We start from the raw sequence: 17,439 nt of genomic DNA on the forward strand, positions 1-17,439 counted from the left end.
GCCGGCGGTGGTGCCGGCGAGGAGGAGGGTGAGGCCGATCAGGTAGATCCAGGAATCGCCGGGCCCTCCCGCATCGGGAAGGTCGAGAGCGGGGACGTCTTCGACACGGATCGTGCGGATGCCGTCGACATCCACCAGTTGCACGTTCGAGGAGACACCGGCGTCGAGGGTGATCGTGCCGTCGGCGGCGACCGTGAACGGCACCCGCCCTGCCAGCAGCGCGAACCCGTCCAGCGCCCGCGTCTCCTCCAACCAGTACGTCCCCGCCGTCAGCGTGACATCACGGAACAGGCCCGTCACCGGAGAACCACCCGACACCGCCGCCGGCACCGGATCCACCACCGCCGTGCCCCCGGTCGCCGCGGAGAAGATCGCCCACGACGACCCGTCCATCGGCACCACAGCACCCGTCGACGCCTCACCGACCTTCTGGACCTGCACCGGCGTCGGCGTCACCTGCGACGTCGTGCACGCCGTCGTGCACGGCTGAGGCGGCGTCGGCTGACCCGGCGCACCCGCCGTTCCCGACACCACGTTCCGCAACGTCGACGACCACGCATCCGCCGCCACCGTCACCCGATACGTCAACGTGGCAGTCGCGCCGACGGGAAGCGTGAAGGGTCCCGCCGTCAAGACCGTCCCGGCAGGATCAGCGACCGCGACCGGGGCGCCCCCGCCGATGACGAGCTGCCCTGACCCCGGAACGAACGTCGCGTCGTCCAGCACATCGGAGAGGTCGTCCGACAGCGTCACGCCCGTGATGTCGACCGTCGCCGCGCTGACCGCGGTCACGGTGTAGGAGATCTCGCTCCCGGGGTCGACGACGGCCCCCTGGCCGAGCGGGACTCCAGCGACCGACGCGGACTTCGACAACGACCAGGTCAGAACGGGCTGGATCAGCACGGTCGCCGTCGCCTGGTTCGAGACGACCCCGCGACCGTCCTGGGTCGTCCCCGCCGCGGTCGCCGTGTCGTCGATGCGACCATGGCCGACGTCCGCGTTCGTCGCGACATACGTACCGGTGCACACCGTGCTCTGCCCCGGGTTCAGCGCCGTGACCGGGCAGGTCGGACCAGACGTCAACGCCCCCGCAGGCGCCTGCTGCACATCGGTCACCACGATGTTCTGGATGCGCACGTCAGAGATGTTCTTCACGGTGAAGCTGTAGGTCACGGTCTGCCCCGCACCAGTGATCACCGCCGGACTCGGCGCCTTCGTAATCGTCAGACCGACGCACTGACCCGCATCCTGAACAGCGCTCGCCCCGTAGAACTGCGGTCCTCCCGACAGCACCGTCGTGTAGGAGAGCATCGCGGTGCTCGCCGCCGTGGGCAGAGTCGCCAACGGGATCCGGTTGATCTGTCCGCTTGGCGCGGCCATGAAGAAGTTGCCTCCGGACTGCGCGCCACCCCACATCGCCGGAACGGTGCCGATCTGCGTCATCGAGCCGTCGGGATGAATGCGGTAGACCCGCGAGTTCGACAGGTTTCCATCAAGAGGGCGCACACCGAAGGCGAGGATGTCGCCGTCCGGCAGCACCGTGAAGTCGCCCGCAGAACTAATCTCGTTCGGGAACTGCGTCCACAGCGTCGTGACCCCTGTATTCACATCCAGCCGATAGATCGCCCTCGACGAGTACGACCCCACCAACAGCGTGTTCGCGTCCAGCGCCGCCAACGCGTTCAGGCTGTACAGAGTCGCACTCGGACCCGGAACCGTCGCCTGCGTCAGAATCGGCCCCGTGATCGCGACCGACGCGAGCTCGGCGCCCGTCGCAGGATCGATCCGCCGCAGCACCGGCGTCTGACCCGTGCCACCGTCGTAGTCCACCCCGTACAGCGCGCTTCCGTTGCTGCTCCACGCGATATCGCCGTACTGGCGGATCAAAGGCGTCGACGAGACGAGCTGGAACGTCGTGGGGTTGTATTGCTGCAGAGCATTCGCCGTGTTCGTCCACACCGGCACCGCCACACATGGATCGAAGGAGAAGAACCTCACCGCAGCGCAGGCCGGAAGGTCGATGCCCTGATGGGCGGTGATGTTCGCGGCGCAGTTGTTGTACGTCCCCGCGGTGTTCGAGGTGACATCCAGGGTGATGGTGCACGACGCCTGCCCTGCGTTGAGCCTCCCGTTCGACACGACGACGGATGACGCCCCTGCGGCCGCGGCGACCGTCGCGGTGCACGTGCCCCCCACGTTCGCGGGAGAACGCACGACCAGGCCGGCGGGGAGGGAATCCGTGAACGACCAGCCGACCTTCTCCGCGAGCTCACTGGTGTTGGTGACCGTGAGCGTCAACGTCGAGACGCCGCCCGTCGGCACCGAGGTCGGACTGAACGACTTGTCGAGCTGCGGAGTCACGTCCAGGACGCGGATGTTGTCGAATGCGCCGTCATTGCCGATCCCGTTGCCCTGGACATTGCGCATGGTGATGCCGAGGGTGGCGCTTGTATAGAGCATCGAGCCGTTCGCGGGGAAGCGACCGTAGCTGACAGAGCCGCCGAAGGCGGTCGTGGTCAGCCGTCGCGGATCCGTGCAGGGGTTGATGGCCGAACTGGAGACCGGTGTCTCCGTGCCTGCCGCATTCGTCAGGTAGAACCGGAGCGACGGCTGGTTGCCGGCGCCGCAGTTCGTCGCCGCCGCATCCACGGAGAACGTGATGAACCGTCCGTTCGACGGCACCGAGAGCTGAGAGCTGATGAACTGGCGGGCATTGGCCGGGCCGTTCGACGACGTGTTGCTCGAGACGGCACGGTTCGTCCCCGAGTTCTGCGGGCTGTTCAGCAGCCCGAGGGCCGCGGCCTTGCGCTGCACCTCGGTCCACTCGGCAGGGCGGCCTGCGCAGACGCTCCCACCGGGGAACGCGTTGGCCTGGCTCAGGATGAAGCCGTTGCACGCGGTGGCGTCGAGCCAGAACGGATCAGCCGAATACGTCGCTCCGGATGCGGAGACGTAGCTCTCGAGTTCTGTGACGCCCGTCCCCTGTTGGAAGTCCTCCTGGAAGAGGACGGACGGCGCTCCGGGCACACCGGGAGAACCGGGGGCGGCCGATGCGGTCTGAGTTCCGGTGGTCGCGTCGACCACGCCGAAGAACGCGACGAGCATCGCCACCACGGACACCGCGGCACTGACACGGGTGGTCCGCGAACGACGGATGCCGGCGCTGCGGACGGGGCCTCTCAACGGGTTCACGAGCGTCCTCCCCAGAACGGTGCGGCAGAGCCTTCGACCCTCGGGTGGGTCGGAGTCGGGTTCTCTGCGATCGCAGGGGAAAGCTAGCGACGGCCGTCGTCTCGCCACCAGAGTGCCGGGGTTGCGCTAGCGTTGCGCCTCTCGGAGCCCCGAGATTTCCAGGGTCTGATCGACGTTCCGCCGTTTTCGGCCAGGCGCGGTTCCCCCAGTTCGAGGGGTTGCGTTCGTTGCGCCGGTCATGCGCTGGTGTTCCGTCGGCGGCTCCGCAGCGGCCCGAGTAGCCTGGTGCGGTGACCATGCTGAACAAGGACATGACGTTGTGCATCTCGCTCTCGGCGCGTCCGAGCAACAACGGGACCCGGTTCCACAACTTCCTGTACGAGGAGCTCGGCCTCAACTGGATCTACAAGGCGTTCGCGCCCACCGACCTCGCTCAGGCGATCGCCGGAGTCCGCGGCCTCGGCATCCGCGGCTGTGCGATCTCGATGCCCTACAAGGAAGACGTGATCGCGCTCGTCGACCGCATGGACGCATCGGCGACGGCCATCGACTCGGTGAACACGATCGTGAACGACGACGGCGTGCTCACCGCGTACAACACCGACTACTCCGCGATCGCCCAGCTCATCGAGCGCAATGCCCTCGACCCGGCCTCGTCCGTTCTGCTGCGGGGTTCGGGCGGGATGGCCAAGGCCACGGCGGCCGCCTTCCGCGACGCGGGCTTCTCCCGCGTGACGATCATCGCCCGCAACGAGCAGAACGGGCGGGCCCTGGCCGACCTCTACGGCTTCGCGTGGACGGCGGATGCCGCCACCGCCACGGCCGACGTCATCGTGAACATCACGCCCATCGGCATGGTCGGAGGAGCCGAGGAGCACTCGCTGTCGTTCACCGAAGAGCAGATCGCCGCGGCATCCGTGGTCTTCGACGTGGTGGCGCTGCCCGCTGACACTCCGCTCGTGAAGGCGGGGCGCGCCGCGGGCAAGACCGTGATCAACGGCGCGGAGGTCGCGACGCTGCAGGCGCTCGAGCAGTTCGTGCTCTACACCGGCATCCGCCCGACACCCGCGCAGGTGCAGGGGGCCGAGGAGTTCATGCGGGCGCAGTAGCACCCCACGGAGCACCTGTTCAGGTCGCGAACCTGGTCACGATTCGAGCCGATTCGCGACCAGGTCTGCGACCTGAACGAGCGCGGCGGCTCGACGAGGGAGACGTCAGGCTGCGACGCTACGCAGGGTCGCGGTGGTGGCCGACGGGGTGGAAGAGCGCGCGGTGAGGGCGGCGATCGCCATCACGACGAGTCCGGAGGCCGTGATCGCGGCGCCGATCCAGATGGGCGAGGTGTAGCCGAGACCCGCCGCGATGCCGAGACCGCCCGCCCAGGCTCCCAGTGCGTTGCCGACGTTGAACGCCCCGATGTTGGCTCCGGAGGCCAGCGTGGGCGCCCCGCCGGCGTACTGCATGATGCGGCTCTGGAGTCCGGGAACCGTGCCGAAGCCGAAGGCCCCGAGGAGCACGAGGACGGCGATCGTGGCCGGCTGCGACCAGGCGAGCAGCGCGAAGGCGACCAGCACGACGAGGAGAGCGGCGGTGAAGCCGAGGAGCGTGCGGTCGATGGAGCGGTCGGCGAGCCGGCCTCCCACGACGTTGCCCACGACGAGGCCGACGCCGAAGAGCACGAGCAGCCACGGCACGGCGGATGCCGCGAAGCCGGTGACCCCTGTGAGCGTGTAGGCGATGTAGGTGAAGGCGCCGAACATGCCCCCGTAGGCGAGCACGGTGACGGTGAGCGAGAGCCAGACCTGTCCGGAGCGGAAGGCGCGGAGCTCGTGCCGGAGGCTCACGGTCGCTCCACCGGCACGCGGAACGGTGACGAGAGCGGCGATGCCGGCGAACGCGAGGATGCCGATGGCGGAGATCGCCCAGAACGTCGCCCGCCACCCGAACTGCTGGCCGATGAAGGTGCCGAACGGCACGCCGAAGACGTTGGCCGCGGTGAGTCCGGTGAACATGATCGCGATGGCGCGCGCCTTCTTGTCCGGGGCGACGAGGTCGGCGGCGACGACCGAGCCGATGCCGAAGAACGCGCCGTGGCACAGGGCGGCGATGATGCGGCCGATCATGGCGGTCGTGTAGTCGGGTGCGAGGGCCGTGAGCGCGTTGCCGGCGATGAAGAGGACGACCAGTCCGAGCAGCACCGGCTTGCGGGGCAGCCGTGTGGTCGCGGCCGTCAGGCCGAGGGCTCCGACGACCACGCTGAGCGCGTAGCCGGAGATGAGCCAGCCCGCGGTGGCCTCGGTCACGCCGAAGCTCGCTGCGACCTCGGGGAGGAGGCCCATGATCACGAACTCGGTGAGTCCGATTCCGAAGGCGCCGATGGCGAGTGCGATGAGTCCGAGTGGCATGGGGTGCTCTCTGCTAAAGTAGTTGCGTACGCGGGATATTGCGTTGCGAGCATTAATCATTGCACACGCAACTATTCCGCGCAAGCAACTACTTTGGGAGGACACATGGGCATCTCCGACGACGCCGTCGAGATCCGCGCCCGCGGATGGCGCACGCTCGCCGCCCTGCACGGCATCATCGAGGCCGAGCTGGAGCGCGCGCTCGGCGCCTCTGTCGACCTCTCCGTCGTCGAGTACACCGTCCTCGACGCGCTCAGCAGGCAAGACGGCTGGCACATGCGGATGCAGCAGCTGGCGCGCGCCACCGCACTGAGCCCGAGCGCCACGACCCGCCTCGTCACCCGCTTGGAAGACCGGGGCCTGCTGACCCGCATCCTCTGCGCAGACGACCGCCGCGGCATCTACACCGAGCTCACCGCGGCCGGTCAGTCGCTCTACGAGAAGGCGCACCCCATCCACGACGAGGCCTTGGAGCGCACGCTCGGCGAGGCCGCGGATCAGCCCGAGCTGGCCCCCGTCGTGCACGCGCTGCAGGGGAGCGTCGCGCTCGCCTGACGCCGACCAGTGATCGGGAGGCGATTATCTGGATACCCTAGGCCCATGAGCGCGCCTCGCACCGCACGAAGATTCCTCGGCCGACGGACCCCGGCGGTCATCGCCATGTCTGCGATCGTCGCACTGACCCTCTCCGCCTGCTCGTTCGGCGGAGACGACGGCGGCGGCACGAACGGCGAAGGCCAGGGCTTCCCCGACGACGGGTGCACCCACGTCACCATCGCGACCTCCTCCGAGAAGGTCAACATGCTCGACGCGCTCGCGACGGCGTTCAAGGACTCGCCCGAGCACAAGAAGCTCGGCACCTGCGCGACGGTCCGCCCGATCAACGTCTCATCCGGCAACGCCGCGCGGTATCTCACCTCGGGAGAGGACTGGCCGAGCGACGACCACGACCTGTGGCCCACGCTGTGGTCGCCGGCATCCACCGTGTGGACCGACCGCGTCGCCGCGGCCGCCTCCGCCAACCTCGTGGGCGACCCGAAGTCCTTCACGCGCACGCCCGTCGTGTTCGGCATGCCGGAGCCGATGGCCAAGGCGCTCGGCTGGCCGAACACGCCCATCAGCATCACCGACCTGTCGAAGCTCTGCCAGGATCCGGACGGCTGGGGCAGCGTCGGCAAGGACATCTGGGGCGCATTCAAGATCTCCAAGACCAACCCGAACACCTCGACGACGGGGCTCTCGACGATCCTGATGCAGTCGTACGAGGCGTCCGGCAAGTCCGCCGACCTGACATCCGCCGACGTGGATGCCGCTGCCGACTTCTCTCGCGTGTTCGAGGAGTGCGTGATCCACTACGGCGACACCACCGGCAACGTGCTGTCGACCCTGTATGACGAGACGCAGAACGGCTCCAACGGCTCCGCCTATGTCTCGGCCGTCGCCCTCGAGGAGACGTCGCTGCTCAACTACAACCAGGGCAACCCCGACTCGCACACGGTGCAGCCCGGAGAGACCCTGGTCCCGCCGAAGACCAAGCTCGTCGCGGTCTACCCGGCAGGGGGCTCGATGTGGTCCGACAACCCGGTGACCGTGCTCGGCGCGGACTGGGTGACTCCGGAGCAGCGCACCGCGGGCGAGGCGTTCGCGGCGTTCCTGCAGACCACCGAGGCTCAGAAGATCCTGCCGACGTACGGCTTCCGCCCGCTCGACGAGTCGGTGCCGCTGGGCAAGCTCTTCACGGCCAACTACGGCGTCGACCCCGACCAGCCCGCGGTGACGCTCCCCAAGCCCGACGTCGACGTGATCTCCACCGCCATCGATCAGTGGACGCAGGTGCGCAAGCCCTCGTCCGTCCTGGAGCTCATCGACATCTCCGGCTCGATGGACGATCCGATCGGCGACGGCCGCTCGCGGCTCGACGGCGCCATCCAGGGCGCGCAGACGACCCTCGACCACTTCCGCCCGACCGACGAGGTCGGCGTGTGGGCGTTCACGACCGGGATCTCATCGGATGCCGGCGATGGCATACAGGTGCTGCGCGACGTCACGGCGCTGGGCGCCGACGGCGAGAAGCTCGACTCGTCACTGGATGACCTGCACTACGCCCAGCGCAACGGGACCCCGCTGTACGACGCGATCCTCACGGCGTACGAGGCGATGAGCAAGCGCGCAGAACCCGGTCGCATCAACGCGATCGTCGTGCTCTCCGACGGCGAGGACACCGACTCCACGACGTCGCTCGACTCCCTGATCGCGAAGATCGGGAAGAGCACGAAGGAGGGCGGATCCGACGCTCCGGTGCGCATATTCCCGATCGCGTATGGAGAGGGCGCCGACACCTCCGCTCTGCAGCGGATCGCGGATGCCACGGGCGGACAGCTCTTCGACGCGTCGAACGCCGAGCGCATCGACCTCGTGTTCGCGTCCGTCATCAACAACTTCTGAGGTCGAGATGCACCAGCTCAGTGCGACCGGCAACCCCTGGCTCGATCCCGCGATCGACGCCATCGGATCGACGAACGTCTACGTCGACCACCAGGTGAAGGGCTGGCAGAGCCTGCAGGAGGAGCTCTCCGGTTCGGTGCCGTCCAACGTCGTGGTCGTGGTGCTCCCGGACGCGGCGCGCGAGAACATTCCGTATGACTCATACATCGTGGACAAGCTGTCGGACGCTGCGTCGCAGCCGACGGTGATCGTCGCGGTCGGCAAGGACCTCACGGCCAAGTCCTCGGTCGTGGACGATGCGCTGAAGATCGCCAACGAGAACGATGCCAAGGCGGCCACCGACCTCAAAGGCGGCTTGCTCGAGACCGTGCAGGAGATCTCCGCGGAGATCCCGGCCGGAGGCGGCTCCCCCGGCACGGGCGGCGCCGACGTCCTGATGCCGGTCGTCATCGGCGGCGTCGTGCTGATCGCCGCTGCAGGGACGGCCATCGGACTCCTCGCCCGTCGCCGCCGCCGCGCACCCGCGTCGCCTCCGGTGAACACGGATCCTGTGCCCGCCGGCATCCGGCTGCGGGTGAGCCGCCTGCGCGAACTCGCTCCCTCGTATGCGGCGGTCTCCGGCAATCCGGTCGCAGCGGAGACGGCTGCGAGCATCGACGCCCTCGCCTCGCACATCGAGCAGCTGTTCGCCCGCCTCGACGCCAAGGCCGGCGAGGACCAGAGCGCGATGGCGGAGGCCGAGTACTCCGACAAGCTCGCGCGACTGGTCGCTGCGCTCGACCGGGACTACCTGCTCGACCTGCTCACCCGTCCCGATCTGTGGGACGACCCGGAGGAGCGCATCGGGGAGGTCCGCGAGGCGCTGAACGCCGTCACCACGCAGATCGTCGACAACATCAAGCAGGTCAACGCCCGCAAGGGTCTGCTCTTCCAGGTGTCGCTGGACTCGCTGATCGGCCGCAGCGAGCTGCGCGACTGGGAGCGTCAGTTCAAGCAGAGCTCCGGCGACTGACCTGCAAGACTGTGTCGGCGAGATCGTTCGAGCGGGCTCGCCGATCCCGGACATGCAATGAGAGAGGACGGGCATGGACCTCAGTGCCGTCGCCGACGACCCCACCTTCTTCGCCATCGTGGGCGGTCACCTGCTGGTGCTCGTCCTCGCCGTGCTCTTCACGGTGCTGCGCAAGTACTCCGTCGGAGGCTTCTTCGCCTGGATCGCGACGGTCGTCTCGCTGCTCTTCGGGTTCTTCTGGTTCCTCGTGCTGGGCGGAGGCCGCGGCAACTCGCGGGCGAACGAGTCGGTGCAGTTCGCTCTCGACCCGCAGGGCGGCCTCTGGGTCACGCTGTACATCGTCGCCGCTCTGATCATCGCCTACGTGCTGACCTGGATCTGCAAGAAGGGCAAGGCGCGCTCCTACGCGTCGACGGGCCCGTTGCCCCGACGCGACACGACGGACACCCCCGCCGCGGGCTGAGTCAGCGCCGCGACCGGCGAGAGCCGATCAGCGTCGCGATGCCGAGGACGGCGCAGAGCGGACGGTAGTACCGCTTGTCGAGCTCTCGGAACCGTTTGTCGGCGGGAGGAAGACCGAGCGCCTTCAGAGCGACGCCGCCTCCGACGATGGCCCGCGCGAGCAGAGCCGTCGCGATCAGCCGACGCACGACGACCGCCATGCGCCCCTCGCCCAGCGCTCCGGCCGAGACGGCCCCGGCGGCGAGCGCGGCGCCCGCGACGACAGCCGTCGCGGCGGCATCCGGCATCGCGGCCGCGCTGCCGACGGTGGCGGAGGCGAGCCGTCTGCGGTTCTTCGCCGGCCAGCTCGATCCCGACGCCCAGATGAGATGCAGACCGCCGACCGCCGTCAGTCCTGTCCAGCTCACGAGTCGTGCGGCACCCCTGATAACGCTCACCCGTCGAGCGTATCGCCGGGGTGCTCAGGGGGCGGACGGGATGGATCGTTCCCTGACCGCTCCCACCGCGACGGCGAGGATGCCGAGTGCACCGGCCGCGACGAGGAGCGCCCACCCGTGGAGCAGTCGCTCCACGCCCGCGCCCACCACGGCGCCGGCGGCGAGGGAGCCCCACAGCAGGAGAGGCCGTCGCCATGCGGTCCGTGAACGCCCCGTGATCAGGTCGGCGAGTGCCACGCCGAGGCTGACGAGGGTGCCCGTGGCGTAGGTGATGGCGATGCGTGCACGGCCCTCCGACAGATACAGCGTGTTCAGCGCGCCCATGGCGGCGGCGAGCAGCGCGAACCTCCAGAAGGCGCCGGGCTGCAGGAGACCCACGATGCCGCAGATCGCCACGGCGACCGCCGCCCCCGCGACCACGCGCCACCGCCTCGTGCGGACCGGTCCTCGTGACAGAGCTCCCGCCGCGACCCCGATGACGAACGCCGCGACGAGCCCGAGAGGAAGCAGTGCACTCGCTGCACCCTGCGCCCACAGCTCGGCGCCGGCCTGGGTCGAGTTGCCGCTCATGAACGAGACGAACAGCCCGCCGGTCTCGATGAAGCCGATCGCGTCGATGTATCCCGCGATGAGTCCGAGCAGCAGCGTGAGCGCCAGGCCGCGCCGCGAGACATCCTTCACCGACCGTCCCTCCGCCCTGCTGACCTCCTCATAGTGCTCACGATCGCCGGTCGAGAGCAAGCCGGGCGACCGAGCGCGGCAGAAGGAGGCCTCGGTCAGAGCCGCGGCACCCCTCCCGCGCCGAGCGCCCGCAGGACGTGCACGGCGATCTCGAACTGACCATCGGCACTGGGGTGCACACCGTCGTCGAGGAGGGCGATCGGCTGCTCGGCATCCGCCGGGTCGATCACCAGGTCGGATGCGGCGACGTCCGCGATCGCGCGGGCGGTGTCGCTCCTGTCGTGCTCGGTCCAGTGGATCCCCGCCCCGCCGAAGTACGGGTAGCGGGCGATCGCATCCTCATCGACCGGGACGGGCGCCAGCCACACCCGCGGCGTTCCCGCAGCGGCATCGCGGATCAACGCGAGGTTGCGTCTGGTCTCCTCGGCGCTGACCAGGCGAGCAGCGTGGGAGCCTCCCGTGCGGCGGGCGTCGTTGGCGCCGATCATGCAGAACACGATCGACGGGTCCACCCGGCGGAGCAAGCCGAGGCCGCCGAGGAGCTGGGTCGTCGTCGAGCCCGACACCGCGAGGTTCACGAAGCGGAGACCGAGATCGGGGCGCTCGGCGCCGAACAGCGCCCCGATCAGCTCGAACCACGACTCGCGGTCGGCCGTCGTGCTCTCGCCGATCGCGACGACGGTCTGCCCCGCGGCGAACGGAGGGTCGGCGAGGATCTCCCGCACGTCATCCCGCTGCGCGAGGCGCTGGACAGCAGCGTCGCGCCGCTGTGCGAGCTCCCCGACCGCCGTGTCGTACTCGTCGAGGGTCGCGCCGAAGACGGCGGCTCTCGTGCCGGCATCCATCCCGCCCGCATACGGGAGGGACAGCTCGGGGCGCTCGAAGCGGACGAGCTTCGCGAGCACGGCGGCGCGGGAGGTGTGAGTCTGTGTCATGAATCATTCATAGCACAGAACTAACTACGGCGCTCATCCACCGGCCACTCGGCCGGGGTGCCATCATGTGTCGATGGGAACCATCGACGACTACCTCGCGACCCTCGCCGACGCCGACAGGTCGGCGATCGCCCGGGTCTACCGCATCGCGACGGATGCCGTGCCCGAGGCCGAGCAGGGCACCGGATACCGGATGCCCGCGCTGCTGCTCGACGGCAAGGCGCTGCTCTCGGTGATGCGCACGAAGACCCACCTGGGCGTGTATCCCTTCAGCGCGGATGCCGTGGCCGCCGTGCGACCGCGACTGGACGGCTTCGACGTCAGCACCGGCACGATCCGCTTCACGCTCGAGCATCCTCTCCCCGACGATGTCGTTCGCGACCTCGTGCTGTTCCGACGCGATCAGATCATCCGACGCTGAATCCGGCGGTCGAGATCGTCGAGCTCGGCGAGCAGATCCGCAGCGACCCACACCCTGTCACGCTTGCGTCCCGTGATCTCTCGGATGACACCTGCCTCGGCGAGGCGTTCGATCGCGGCGTATGCCTGTGCGGTCTTGGCACCGGAGAGCCGCTCGATCTCGGCCGCGTTCAGGACCGGGTTGTCGAAGAACGCCAGCAAGAGTGTCGCAGCAGCAGACCCTCTTCGCGGCCTCACCTCGGCACTCCACTCCTCCGGGAACGACTCGATCCTCTCGACAGATGCCGCCGTCTCTATGGCAGCCGCGAGCGCCGAGCGGACGAACAGAGCGATGAGAGGCGCCGGATCTCCGCTGCGATACTCCCCGAGTGCGGCGAAATAGTCACCCTGCCTGGCAAGGATTCCTGAGGCCATTGGGATCACTCCGTTGCGGATCGCCCCTCGCCGCCGCAACGATGCCGAGACCAGCGCTCTCCCGATGCGTCCGTTCCCGTCGGTGAACGGGTGGATCGATTCGAACTGTGCATGGGCGATCGACGCCTGCACAAGGACCGGGACATCGTCGCGATTCAGATAGGCGAGAAGGTCGTCGAGGAGCGCGGAGACTCTCTCCGGCGCGGGCGGGATGTGCAGTGCGTCTCTGGGTGAGTGATCGGAACCGCCGACCCAGTTCTGCATGTCGCGAACTCGTCCGGCGTACCTCGCCTCGAGAGGATCATCCTGCATCAGCGCGTGGTGAGCATCGAGGAGGTCACCACGCTCGAAGACACCGCGCTCGCCCACCGCCGTCACCATCTGATGCAGCGCTCTGCTCGCTGCGACCATGCTCACGGCGGACGAGTTGCCCCGGTTTCCGGCGATGGCTCGTGCGAAGTCCTCCGCGCTGGCCGTGATCCTCTCGATCTTGGACGACGCAACGGACTCTGTGCGGATCAGGAACCTGCTCAGGGCGGATGAACGTCCGGATGCTCCCGCGTCCGCTTGCGCGACGGCGAGGAGGGCCTCTTCCGAGGCCGTGATGATCTCGAGTGCCGGTTCGTAGTCGACGTCGGCGATGAACGGAGGAACGGTGGCGTCCACGGTCTGCAGCATCCGGTCCTCGCGAGTCCCCCCTCGCATCTGCTGCCGCCACGGCAGGGTCTCGACGCCATGGGGCGGCCACCCACCATCCTGAAAGATGATCACGTCAGAATTGTCCACTCACTACTCCGGTTTTGCAAGTGAAAACCGGAATAGTGATCCCGCTATTCCGGTTTATATGCAGTCTCGGCGCTCGACACCCGCCTGCTCTCGGCGATGCGGACGCACGCGACCTCGTGCTGTTCCGACGCGATCAGATCATCCGGCGCTGAATCCGACGGTCGAGTCGAGCCGTCAGTGCCGCGGCGCCGCGTCGTGGGCCAGCGCCAGTTGCACGTCGACCCGCAGACCCTCACCAGGCGTGTTGACGAGAGACACCCGGCCTGAGGCGTTCGCCGCGATCCCGGCCACGATCGAGAGGCCGAGACCCGCCCCACCTCGGGTGCGGGCGTCGCTCTGCCGGGCGAAGCGGTCGAGGGCAGACGGAGCGAACCCCGCATCCATGCCGCCGCCGTCGTCGGACACCGAGAGGACGACCCCGCCGCCGTCGTCCGAGAGGACCAGTTCGATGACCCCCTCCCGCCCGATCGCGTTCACGGCATTTCCGATGAGGTTGTCGCACAGGCGCCCGAAGTCCTCGACGCTCACCGCGACGAGCGCCGTGGGGCGCGCGGTCTCGTCCGCGTAGTCGACGCGGATGGCGCGGTCGGCCACCCGGAGGCGCCAGCGATCAGCGGCATCCGCCATCTCCTCCGCCAGGCGATCGACGCTCGCACTGCCCGCCGTCTGCTGCGCATCGATGCGGGAGAGCTCCAGAAGCGAGGTCGCGAGAGACGCGAGCCTCGCCACCGTCTGCTGCGCGGCGGCGACGTCGCGCCTCATGTCCTCCAGGCTCGTCGCCTCGCGCTGCGCGAGCTCCAGTCTCGTCTGGATGATCGCCAGCGGGGTGCGGAACTCGTGACTCGCGTCGGACACGATCTGCCGCTCCCGCTCGGCCGACGATCGCAGCTGCACGACCAGTTCGTTCAGCGTCTCGGCGAGCTCAGCGATCTCGTCTCTCGCGGGCCCGACGGGCAGCAGGTCGGCGCCGGGTTCGGCGATGAGCGCCGCCGCACTGCGTCTCAGACGGGAGACCGGGCTGAGTGCCGCGGAGCCGATCAGCCAGGATGCCGCTCCGAAGGCGATGTTGATGACGGCGATGCTGGCGATGAGCAGCGCGGCCACCTCGTTCAGCACCTGCGCATTGCTGTCCGTCGCGGTGATGACGTGCCACTCGCCGGCCCCGGCGGTCACGGTGGTCGCGCGCACGACGTAGCTGCCGACGGTCGTGTGGCCATCCGGCCCTGCCGCGAACTCCTCCGCTCGACCGGAGAGCCCGTCGGGCAGGGTGTCGACTCCGACCGCCCCGGACGGGTCGATGACGGCCACGAACTGACCGGGCCCCGGGAGATCCATCTCCTCCGTGTCGCCCGTGGTGATGGCGGTGACGTACTGGCCCTCGACGCCCTCCAGCAGACGCACCTGACCCTCGCCGACGATCCGTGCGACCTGGGAGTAGACGATGATCCCGGCGACGACGGAGATGAGGATCGCGATCAGCAGACTGCCGCCGGTGATCCGGACGCGGATCGTCAGCCGGGAGAGGTTCACGTCTCACCCGCGATCAACTGGAACCCGACGCCGCGCGCCGTCGCGATGCGCACGGGCGCACCGACCGCATCGAGCTTGCGGCGGATATAGCTGACGTACTGATCGACGATGTTGGGGTCGATGTAGTCGGTCGATCCCCAGATCGAGTCGAGGATCGCGGCCCGCGGCATCACCGCGCCGACGTTCGCGGCGAGCAGTCGGAGGAGGTCGAACTCGGTCCGGCTCAGGCTCAGCTCTCCCTGCTCCGTCGAGATCCGATGCCTCGTCATGTCGATGTGCAGGCCGCCGATCTCCATCCGGGTCGCCCCGATCGCGTCGCGACGGCGGAGCGCACGCAGCCGAGCGGCCAGCTCGACGAACTCGAACGGCTTGGTGAGGTAGTCGTCGGCGCCGGCATCCAGCCCCTTCACCCTGTCGTCGACCGCGTCGCGCGCGGTGAGGAGGATGATCGCCAGTCCCTCATGCTGGCGACGCAGCCAACGGCACAGCTCGAAACCCGACATGCCGGGCAGCATCACATCGAGGATCGCGATGTCGTAGCCGGCATCCTTCGCGAGGGCCATCGCGTGCACCCCGTCTTCGGCGACGTCGACGACGTATCCCTCGCCGCGGAGTCCGCGGGCGATGAGATCCGCCATCTCCGGTTCGTCTTCGACCGTGAGGATGCGCAGTGCCACCTGTTCGACCTCCCTGCGGCGATCCTATGCCGCGTCGACGAGCCGGGCGTCCTCGATCAGCACGGTCGCCTCCCGTCGCTGCCGGTTGACCTTGACACCGAGATAGGCCGCGACCGCGATGATGATCGCCAGGAACACGACGCTCGTGATCGTGGTGCCCAACCCCATACCGCCGTCGGCCGGGGCCTGCGAGAGGAGATCGCCGATCGATGCGCCGAGCGGACGGGTGAGGATGTACGCGGCCCAGAAGCAGAACACCACGTTGGCCTTGAACGCGAACCGCGCGATCGCGATGACGCCGATCAGGGCGCTGAACAGGATCGTCCCGAACAGGTAGCCGAGCCCCAGACCCTCGGAGATGAGGTCGCCGGCGGCGGTGCCCAGCGCGAAGGTGAAGAGGATCGCGATCCAGTAGAAGGCCTCGCGGCGACGCGTGAAGATCGTGTGGATCGACAGCGTGTGCTCGCGGGCGAACCAGATGCCGAAGGTGATCGCGAGCACGAGGGTGAAGATGAGAGTGCTGACCCACAGCTCGACGCCGAGGACGTCGGTGAGGTTGTCGGTGAGCAGCGTGCCGACGATGCTGATCAGCACGACGACCGTCCAGTACACGCCGGAGTTGTAGCGCTTCGTGGCGAACTGGGCGATCAACGCCGCCACGAGCAGCGCGCCCATCACCGCAGTGGTGAGGCTGAGCCCCCACCCGAGATCGGCGTTGAGGTAGTCGGCGAAGGTCTCGCCTGTCGTGGTCGAGAGGATCTTGATCACCCAGAAGGCGAACGTGACCTCCGGCACCCTGTTGAACAGGATGGTGCGGACGTGCTCGGGGAGTGGATTCGTCATGACCACAGACTCTCGGCGGATCCTTGACGTTCACCCCCTTGGAGAACACCGCGGAGTGAGCGTTCTTTCAGAGAAGGTGCGGACCTCGGTGATCCTGAGAGCATTTTCACGCGCTGACGGCCGATACCGGGATCGCTCGGATGTCGGGGGGCCAGTGTGAGGGGATGCTCCGCACCACAGATGCCCCGCCGTCACCGACGCGGGCGACCTCCATCCGCAACCTCGGGCTGCTGGGTCTGCTCGGCATCGCCGGGGTGCTCGCGCTGGGGATCGTCATCCGCAGCTCCGGCAACGGCCCATCGCCGCTCGACTCCTGGTGGCACGACGTCCAACGAGGCTGGCGGACGGATGCCGGGATCCGCGTCGCCGAGGCATTCGATCTCGTCGGCGGCGTCGGCATCGTGATCGGGGTCACGGTCGTGCTCATCGCCGCCTTCCTGATCGCCCGGCGGTTCCGCAGCGCGATCACTCTCGCGGTCGCGATGGCGGTCTCTGAGACCGTCACCGCAGCGATCAAGGTCGTGATCGCGCGTCCCCGTCCCGCGGACTCGCTCTCTGACGTCGACGTCACCTCGTTCCCCTCCGGGCACACCGCCGCGGCGGCCACGCTCGCTGTGACCCTCGCCCTCCTGATCGGACGTCGGTTCTGGGCGCCCGCGATCGCCTGGATCGTGCTGATGGCATGGAGCCGCACGTTCCTCGAGGCGCACTGGCTCAGCGACGTGATCGCCGGCGGGATCCTCGGCGCCTCGGTCGCCCTGCTCGCGCGATGGCTGGTGGTGACCGCGGAGGGCCGACTGCAGAAGCGAAGAGAGGCACGCCTCCTTCCCGTCCACTGACACGGCTGGGTCGGAGAGCTCCGACCCAGCCGTGTCGGAGCTCTCCGCGCACGACGTCAGTCGTCAGCCGTCTCGCCGTCGTTCGTGCCGTCCTCGACACCCTGGTCGTCAGCCGTCTCGCCGTCGTTCGTGCCGTCCTCGACACCCTGGTCGTCAGCCGTCTCGCCGTCGTTCGTGCCGTCCTCGACACCCTGGTCGTCAGCCGTCTCGCCGTCGTTCGTCGCGACCTGTGTGTTGCCACCGCTGGGTGCCGGAGTCGACGCCTGCGCCAAAGCGGGCACGCCCACACCGAGCGCGGCGGCGAGCGCGAGCACGGCGAGCCCTCCGCCGACGGTCATCTTGAGCTTCTTCTTCTCCATGT

Annotated in this window: 16 protein-coding genes and 1 pseudogene; 7 read left to right on the top strand and 10 right to left on the bottom strand. The window is 68.5% G+C overall.

Annotation, left to right across the window (positions count from 1 at the left end; all coding sequences use genetic code 11):
- Positions 1-3,192, bottom strand: a pseudogene (locus LC438_RS00005) (SpaA isopeptide-forming pilin-related protein); the annotation flags it as partial.
- 290 nt (positions 3,193-3,482) lie between these two features.
- Here LC438_RS00005 and LC438_RS00010 point away from each other — a divergent pair.
- A complete protein-coding gene (locus LC438_RS00010; protein ID WP_181155849.1) occupies positions 3,483-4,301 on the top strand; it encodes a shikimate 5-dehydrogenase in 819 nt (272 codons plus the stop codon).
- A 105-nt stretch (positions 4,302-4,406) separates the two neighbouring features.
- Here LC438_RS00010 and LC438_RS00015 read toward each other — a convergent pair whose 3' ends face one another.
- Positions 4,407-5,597, bottom strand: coding sequence for an MFS transporter (locus LC438_RS00015; protein WP_105673458.1), 1,191 nt, complete (start codon positions 5,595-5,597; stop codon positions 4,407-4,409).
- A 105-nt stretch (positions 5,598-5,702) separates the two neighbouring features.
- Here LC438_RS00015 and LC438_RS00020 point away from each other — a divergent pair, with 105 nt between their 5' ends.
- The 4 genes from LC438_RS00020 (at position 5,703) to LC438_RS00035 (ending at position 9,517) form a co-directional block, all read left to right on the top strand.
- Positions 5,703-6,152 carry a MarR family winged helix-turn-helix transcriptional regulator gene (locus LC438_RS00020; RefSeq protein ID WP_223585430.1) on the top strand — a complete coding sequence of 150 codons (450 nt, stop codon included), beginning with the start codon at positions 5,703-5,705 and terminating at the stop codon, positions 6,150-6,152.
- 45 nt (positions 6,153-6,197) lie between these two features.
- Positions 6,198-8,042: a substrate-binding and VWA domain-containing protein gene (locus LC438_RS00025; RefSeq protein ID WP_223585431.1), complete on the top strand. Its 1,845-nt coding sequence runs from the start codon at positions 6,198-6,200 to the stop codon at positions 8,040-8,042.
- A gap of 7 nt (positions 8,043-8,049) precedes the next feature.
- On the top strand, positions 8,050-9,054 hold the full coding sequence (locus LC438_RS00030) for a hypothetical protein (protein WP_105673455.1): 1,005 nt from the start codon (positions 8,050-8,052) through the stop codon (positions 9,052-9,054).
- Positions 9,055-9,127: 73 nt separating this feature from the next.
- Positions 9,128-9,517: a hypothetical protein gene (locus tag LC438_RS00035; protein ID WP_223585432.1), complete on the top strand. Its 390-nt coding sequence runs from the start codon at positions 9,128-9,130 to the stop codon at positions 9,515-9,517.
- A 1-nt stretch (position 9,518) separates the two neighbouring features.
- Here the strand turns inward: LC438_RS00035 and LC438_RS00040 are convergent, their stop codons facing one another.
- The 3 genes from LC438_RS00040 to LC438_RS00050 all read right to left on the bottom strand — a co-directional run bounded on the left by LC438_RS00040 (position 9,519) and on the right by LC438_RS00050 (position 11,569).
- Positions 9,519-9,953 carry a DUF3995 domain-containing protein gene (locus LC438_RS00040; protein ID WP_223585433.1) on the bottom strand — a complete coding sequence of 145 codons (435 nt, stop codon included), beginning with the start codon at positions 9,951-9,953 and terminating at the stop codon, positions 9,519-9,521.
- 24 nt (positions 9,954-9,977) lie between these two features.
- Entirely contained in the window at positions 9,978-10,634 is a 657-nt protein-coding gene (locus LC438_RS00045; protein ID WP_223585434.1) for a YoaK family protein, read from the bottom strand.
- 95 nt (positions 10,635-10,729) lie between these two features.
- On the bottom strand, positions 10,730-11,569 hold the full coding sequence (locus LC438_RS00050) for a GDSL-type esterase/lipase family protein (RefSeq protein ID WP_223585435.1): 840 nt from the start codon (positions 11,567-11,569) through the stop codon (positions 10,730-10,732).
- 73 nt (positions 11,570-11,642) lie between these two features.
- Between LC438_RS00050 and LC438_RS00055 the strand changes: the two genes are divergently transcribed.
- Positions 11,643-11,990 carry an iron chaperone gene (locus LC438_RS00055; RefSeq protein ID WP_105673451.1) on the top strand — a complete coding sequence of 116 codons (348 nt, stop codon included), beginning with the start codon at positions 11,643-11,645 and terminating at the stop codon, positions 11,988-11,990.
- Here the strand turns inward: LC438_RS00055 and LC438_RS00060 are convergent.
- The 4 genes from LC438_RS00060 to LC438_RS00075 form a co-directional block, all read right to left on the bottom strand.
- Positions 11,972-12,784 (bottom strand): Fic family protein, encoded by an 813-nt coding sequence (locus tag LC438_RS00060; protein ID WP_223585436.1) that lies wholly within the window; start codon positions 12,782-12,784, stop codon positions 11,972-11,974. The two genes, LC438_RS00055 and LC438_RS00060, sit on opposite strands and share 19 nt — an antisense overlap.
- 579 nt (positions 12,785-13,363) lie before the next feature.
- The gene (locus LC438_RS00065) at positions 13,364-14,719 is read right to left on the bottom strand and encodes a HAMP domain-containing sensor histidine kinase (protein WP_223585437.1); all 1,356 of its coding nucleotides are present in this window, start codon (positions 14,717-14,719) and stop codon (positions 13,364-13,366) included.
- Positions 14,716-15,396, bottom strand: a complete 681-nt coding sequence (locus LC438_RS00070) for a response regulator transcription factor (RefSeq protein ID WP_223585438.1) — start codon at positions 15,394-15,396, stop codon at positions 14,716-14,718. Before LC438_RS00070 ends, LC438_RS00065 begins: the two co-directional genes overlap by 4 nt.
- A gap of 24 nt (positions 15,397-15,420) precedes the next feature.
- On the bottom strand, positions 15,421-16,239 hold the full coding sequence (locus LC438_RS00075; RefSeq protein WP_105673448.1) for a hypothetical protein: 819 nt from the start codon (positions 16,237-16,239) through the stop codon (positions 15,421-15,423).
- 164 nt (positions 16,240-16,403) lie between these two features.
- Between LC438_RS00075 and LC438_RS00080 the strand changes: the two genes are divergently transcribed.
- Positions 16,404-17,078: a phosphatase PAP2 family protein gene (locus LC438_RS00080; RefSeq protein ID WP_223585439.1), complete on the top strand. Its 675-nt coding sequence runs from the start codon at positions 16,404-16,406 to the stop codon at positions 17,076-17,078.
- Between the two features lie 56 nt (positions 17,079-17,134).
- Here LC438_RS00080 and LC438_RS00085 read toward each other — a convergent pair whose 3' ends face one another.
- Positions 17,135-17,437: a hypothetical protein gene (locus tag LC438_RS00085; RefSeq protein ID WP_223585440.1), complete on the bottom strand. Its 303-nt coding sequence runs from the start codon at positions 17,435-17,437 to the stop codon at positions 17,135-17,137.
- Positions 17,438-17,439 lie beyond the last annotated feature (2 nt).

This window comes from Microbacterium sp. OVT16B (assembly GCF_019969705.1).
Lineage (GTDB): Bacteria > Actinomycetota > Actinomycetes > Actinomycetales > Microbacteriaceae > Microbacterium > Microbacterium natoriense.

What these genes read in the sequence shown, in the direction of transcription:
- LC438_RS00015 (WP_105673458.1), bottom strand. Translation starts at nt 5,597, where the DNA reads ATGCCACTCGGACTCATCGCACTCGCCATCGGCGCCTTCGGAATCGGA.
- LC438_RS00020 (WP_223585430.1), top strand. Translation starts at nt 5,703, where the DNA reads ATGGGCATCTCCGACGACGCCGTCGAGATCCGCGCCCGCGGATGGCGC.
- LC438_RS00025 (WP_223585431.1), top strand. Translation starts at nt 6,198, where the DNA reads ATGAGCGCGCCTCGCACCGCACGAAGATTCCTCGGCCGACGGACCCCG.
- LC438_RS00030 (WP_105673455.1), top strand. Translation starts at nt 8,050, where the DNA reads ATGCACCAGCTCAGTGCGACCGGCAACCCCTGGCTCGATCCCGCGATC.
- LC438_RS00035 (WP_223585432.1), top strand. Translation starts at nt 9,128, where the DNA reads ATGGACCTCAGTGCCGTCGCCGACGACCCCACCTTCTTCGCCATCGTG.
- LC438_RS00050 (WP_223585435.1), bottom strand. Translation starts at nt 11,569, where the DNA reads ATGACACAGACTCACACCTCCCGCGCCGCCGTGCTCGCGAAGCTCGTC.
- LC438_RS00055 (WP_105673451.1), top strand. Translation starts at nt 11,643, where the DNA reads ATGGGAACCATCGACGACTACCTCGCGACCCTCGCCGACGCCGACAGG.
- LC438_RS00060 (WP_223585436.1), bottom strand. Translation starts at nt 12,784, where the DNA reads ATGGTGACGGCGGTGGGCGAGCGCGGTGTCTTCGAGCGTGGTGACCTC.
- LC438_RS00075 (WP_105673448.1), bottom strand. Translation starts at nt 16,239, where the DNA reads ATGACGAATCCACTCCCCGAGCACGTCCGCACCATCCTGTTCAACAGG.
- LC438_RS00080 (WP_223585439.1), top strand. Translation starts at nt 16,404, where the DNA reads ATGCTCCGCACCACAGATGCCCCGCCGTCACCGACGCGGGCGACCTCC.
- LC438_RS00085 (WP_223585440.1), bottom strand. Translation starts at nt 17,437, where the DNA reads ATGGAGAAGAAGAAGCTCAAGATGACCGTCGGCGGAGGGCTCGCCGTG.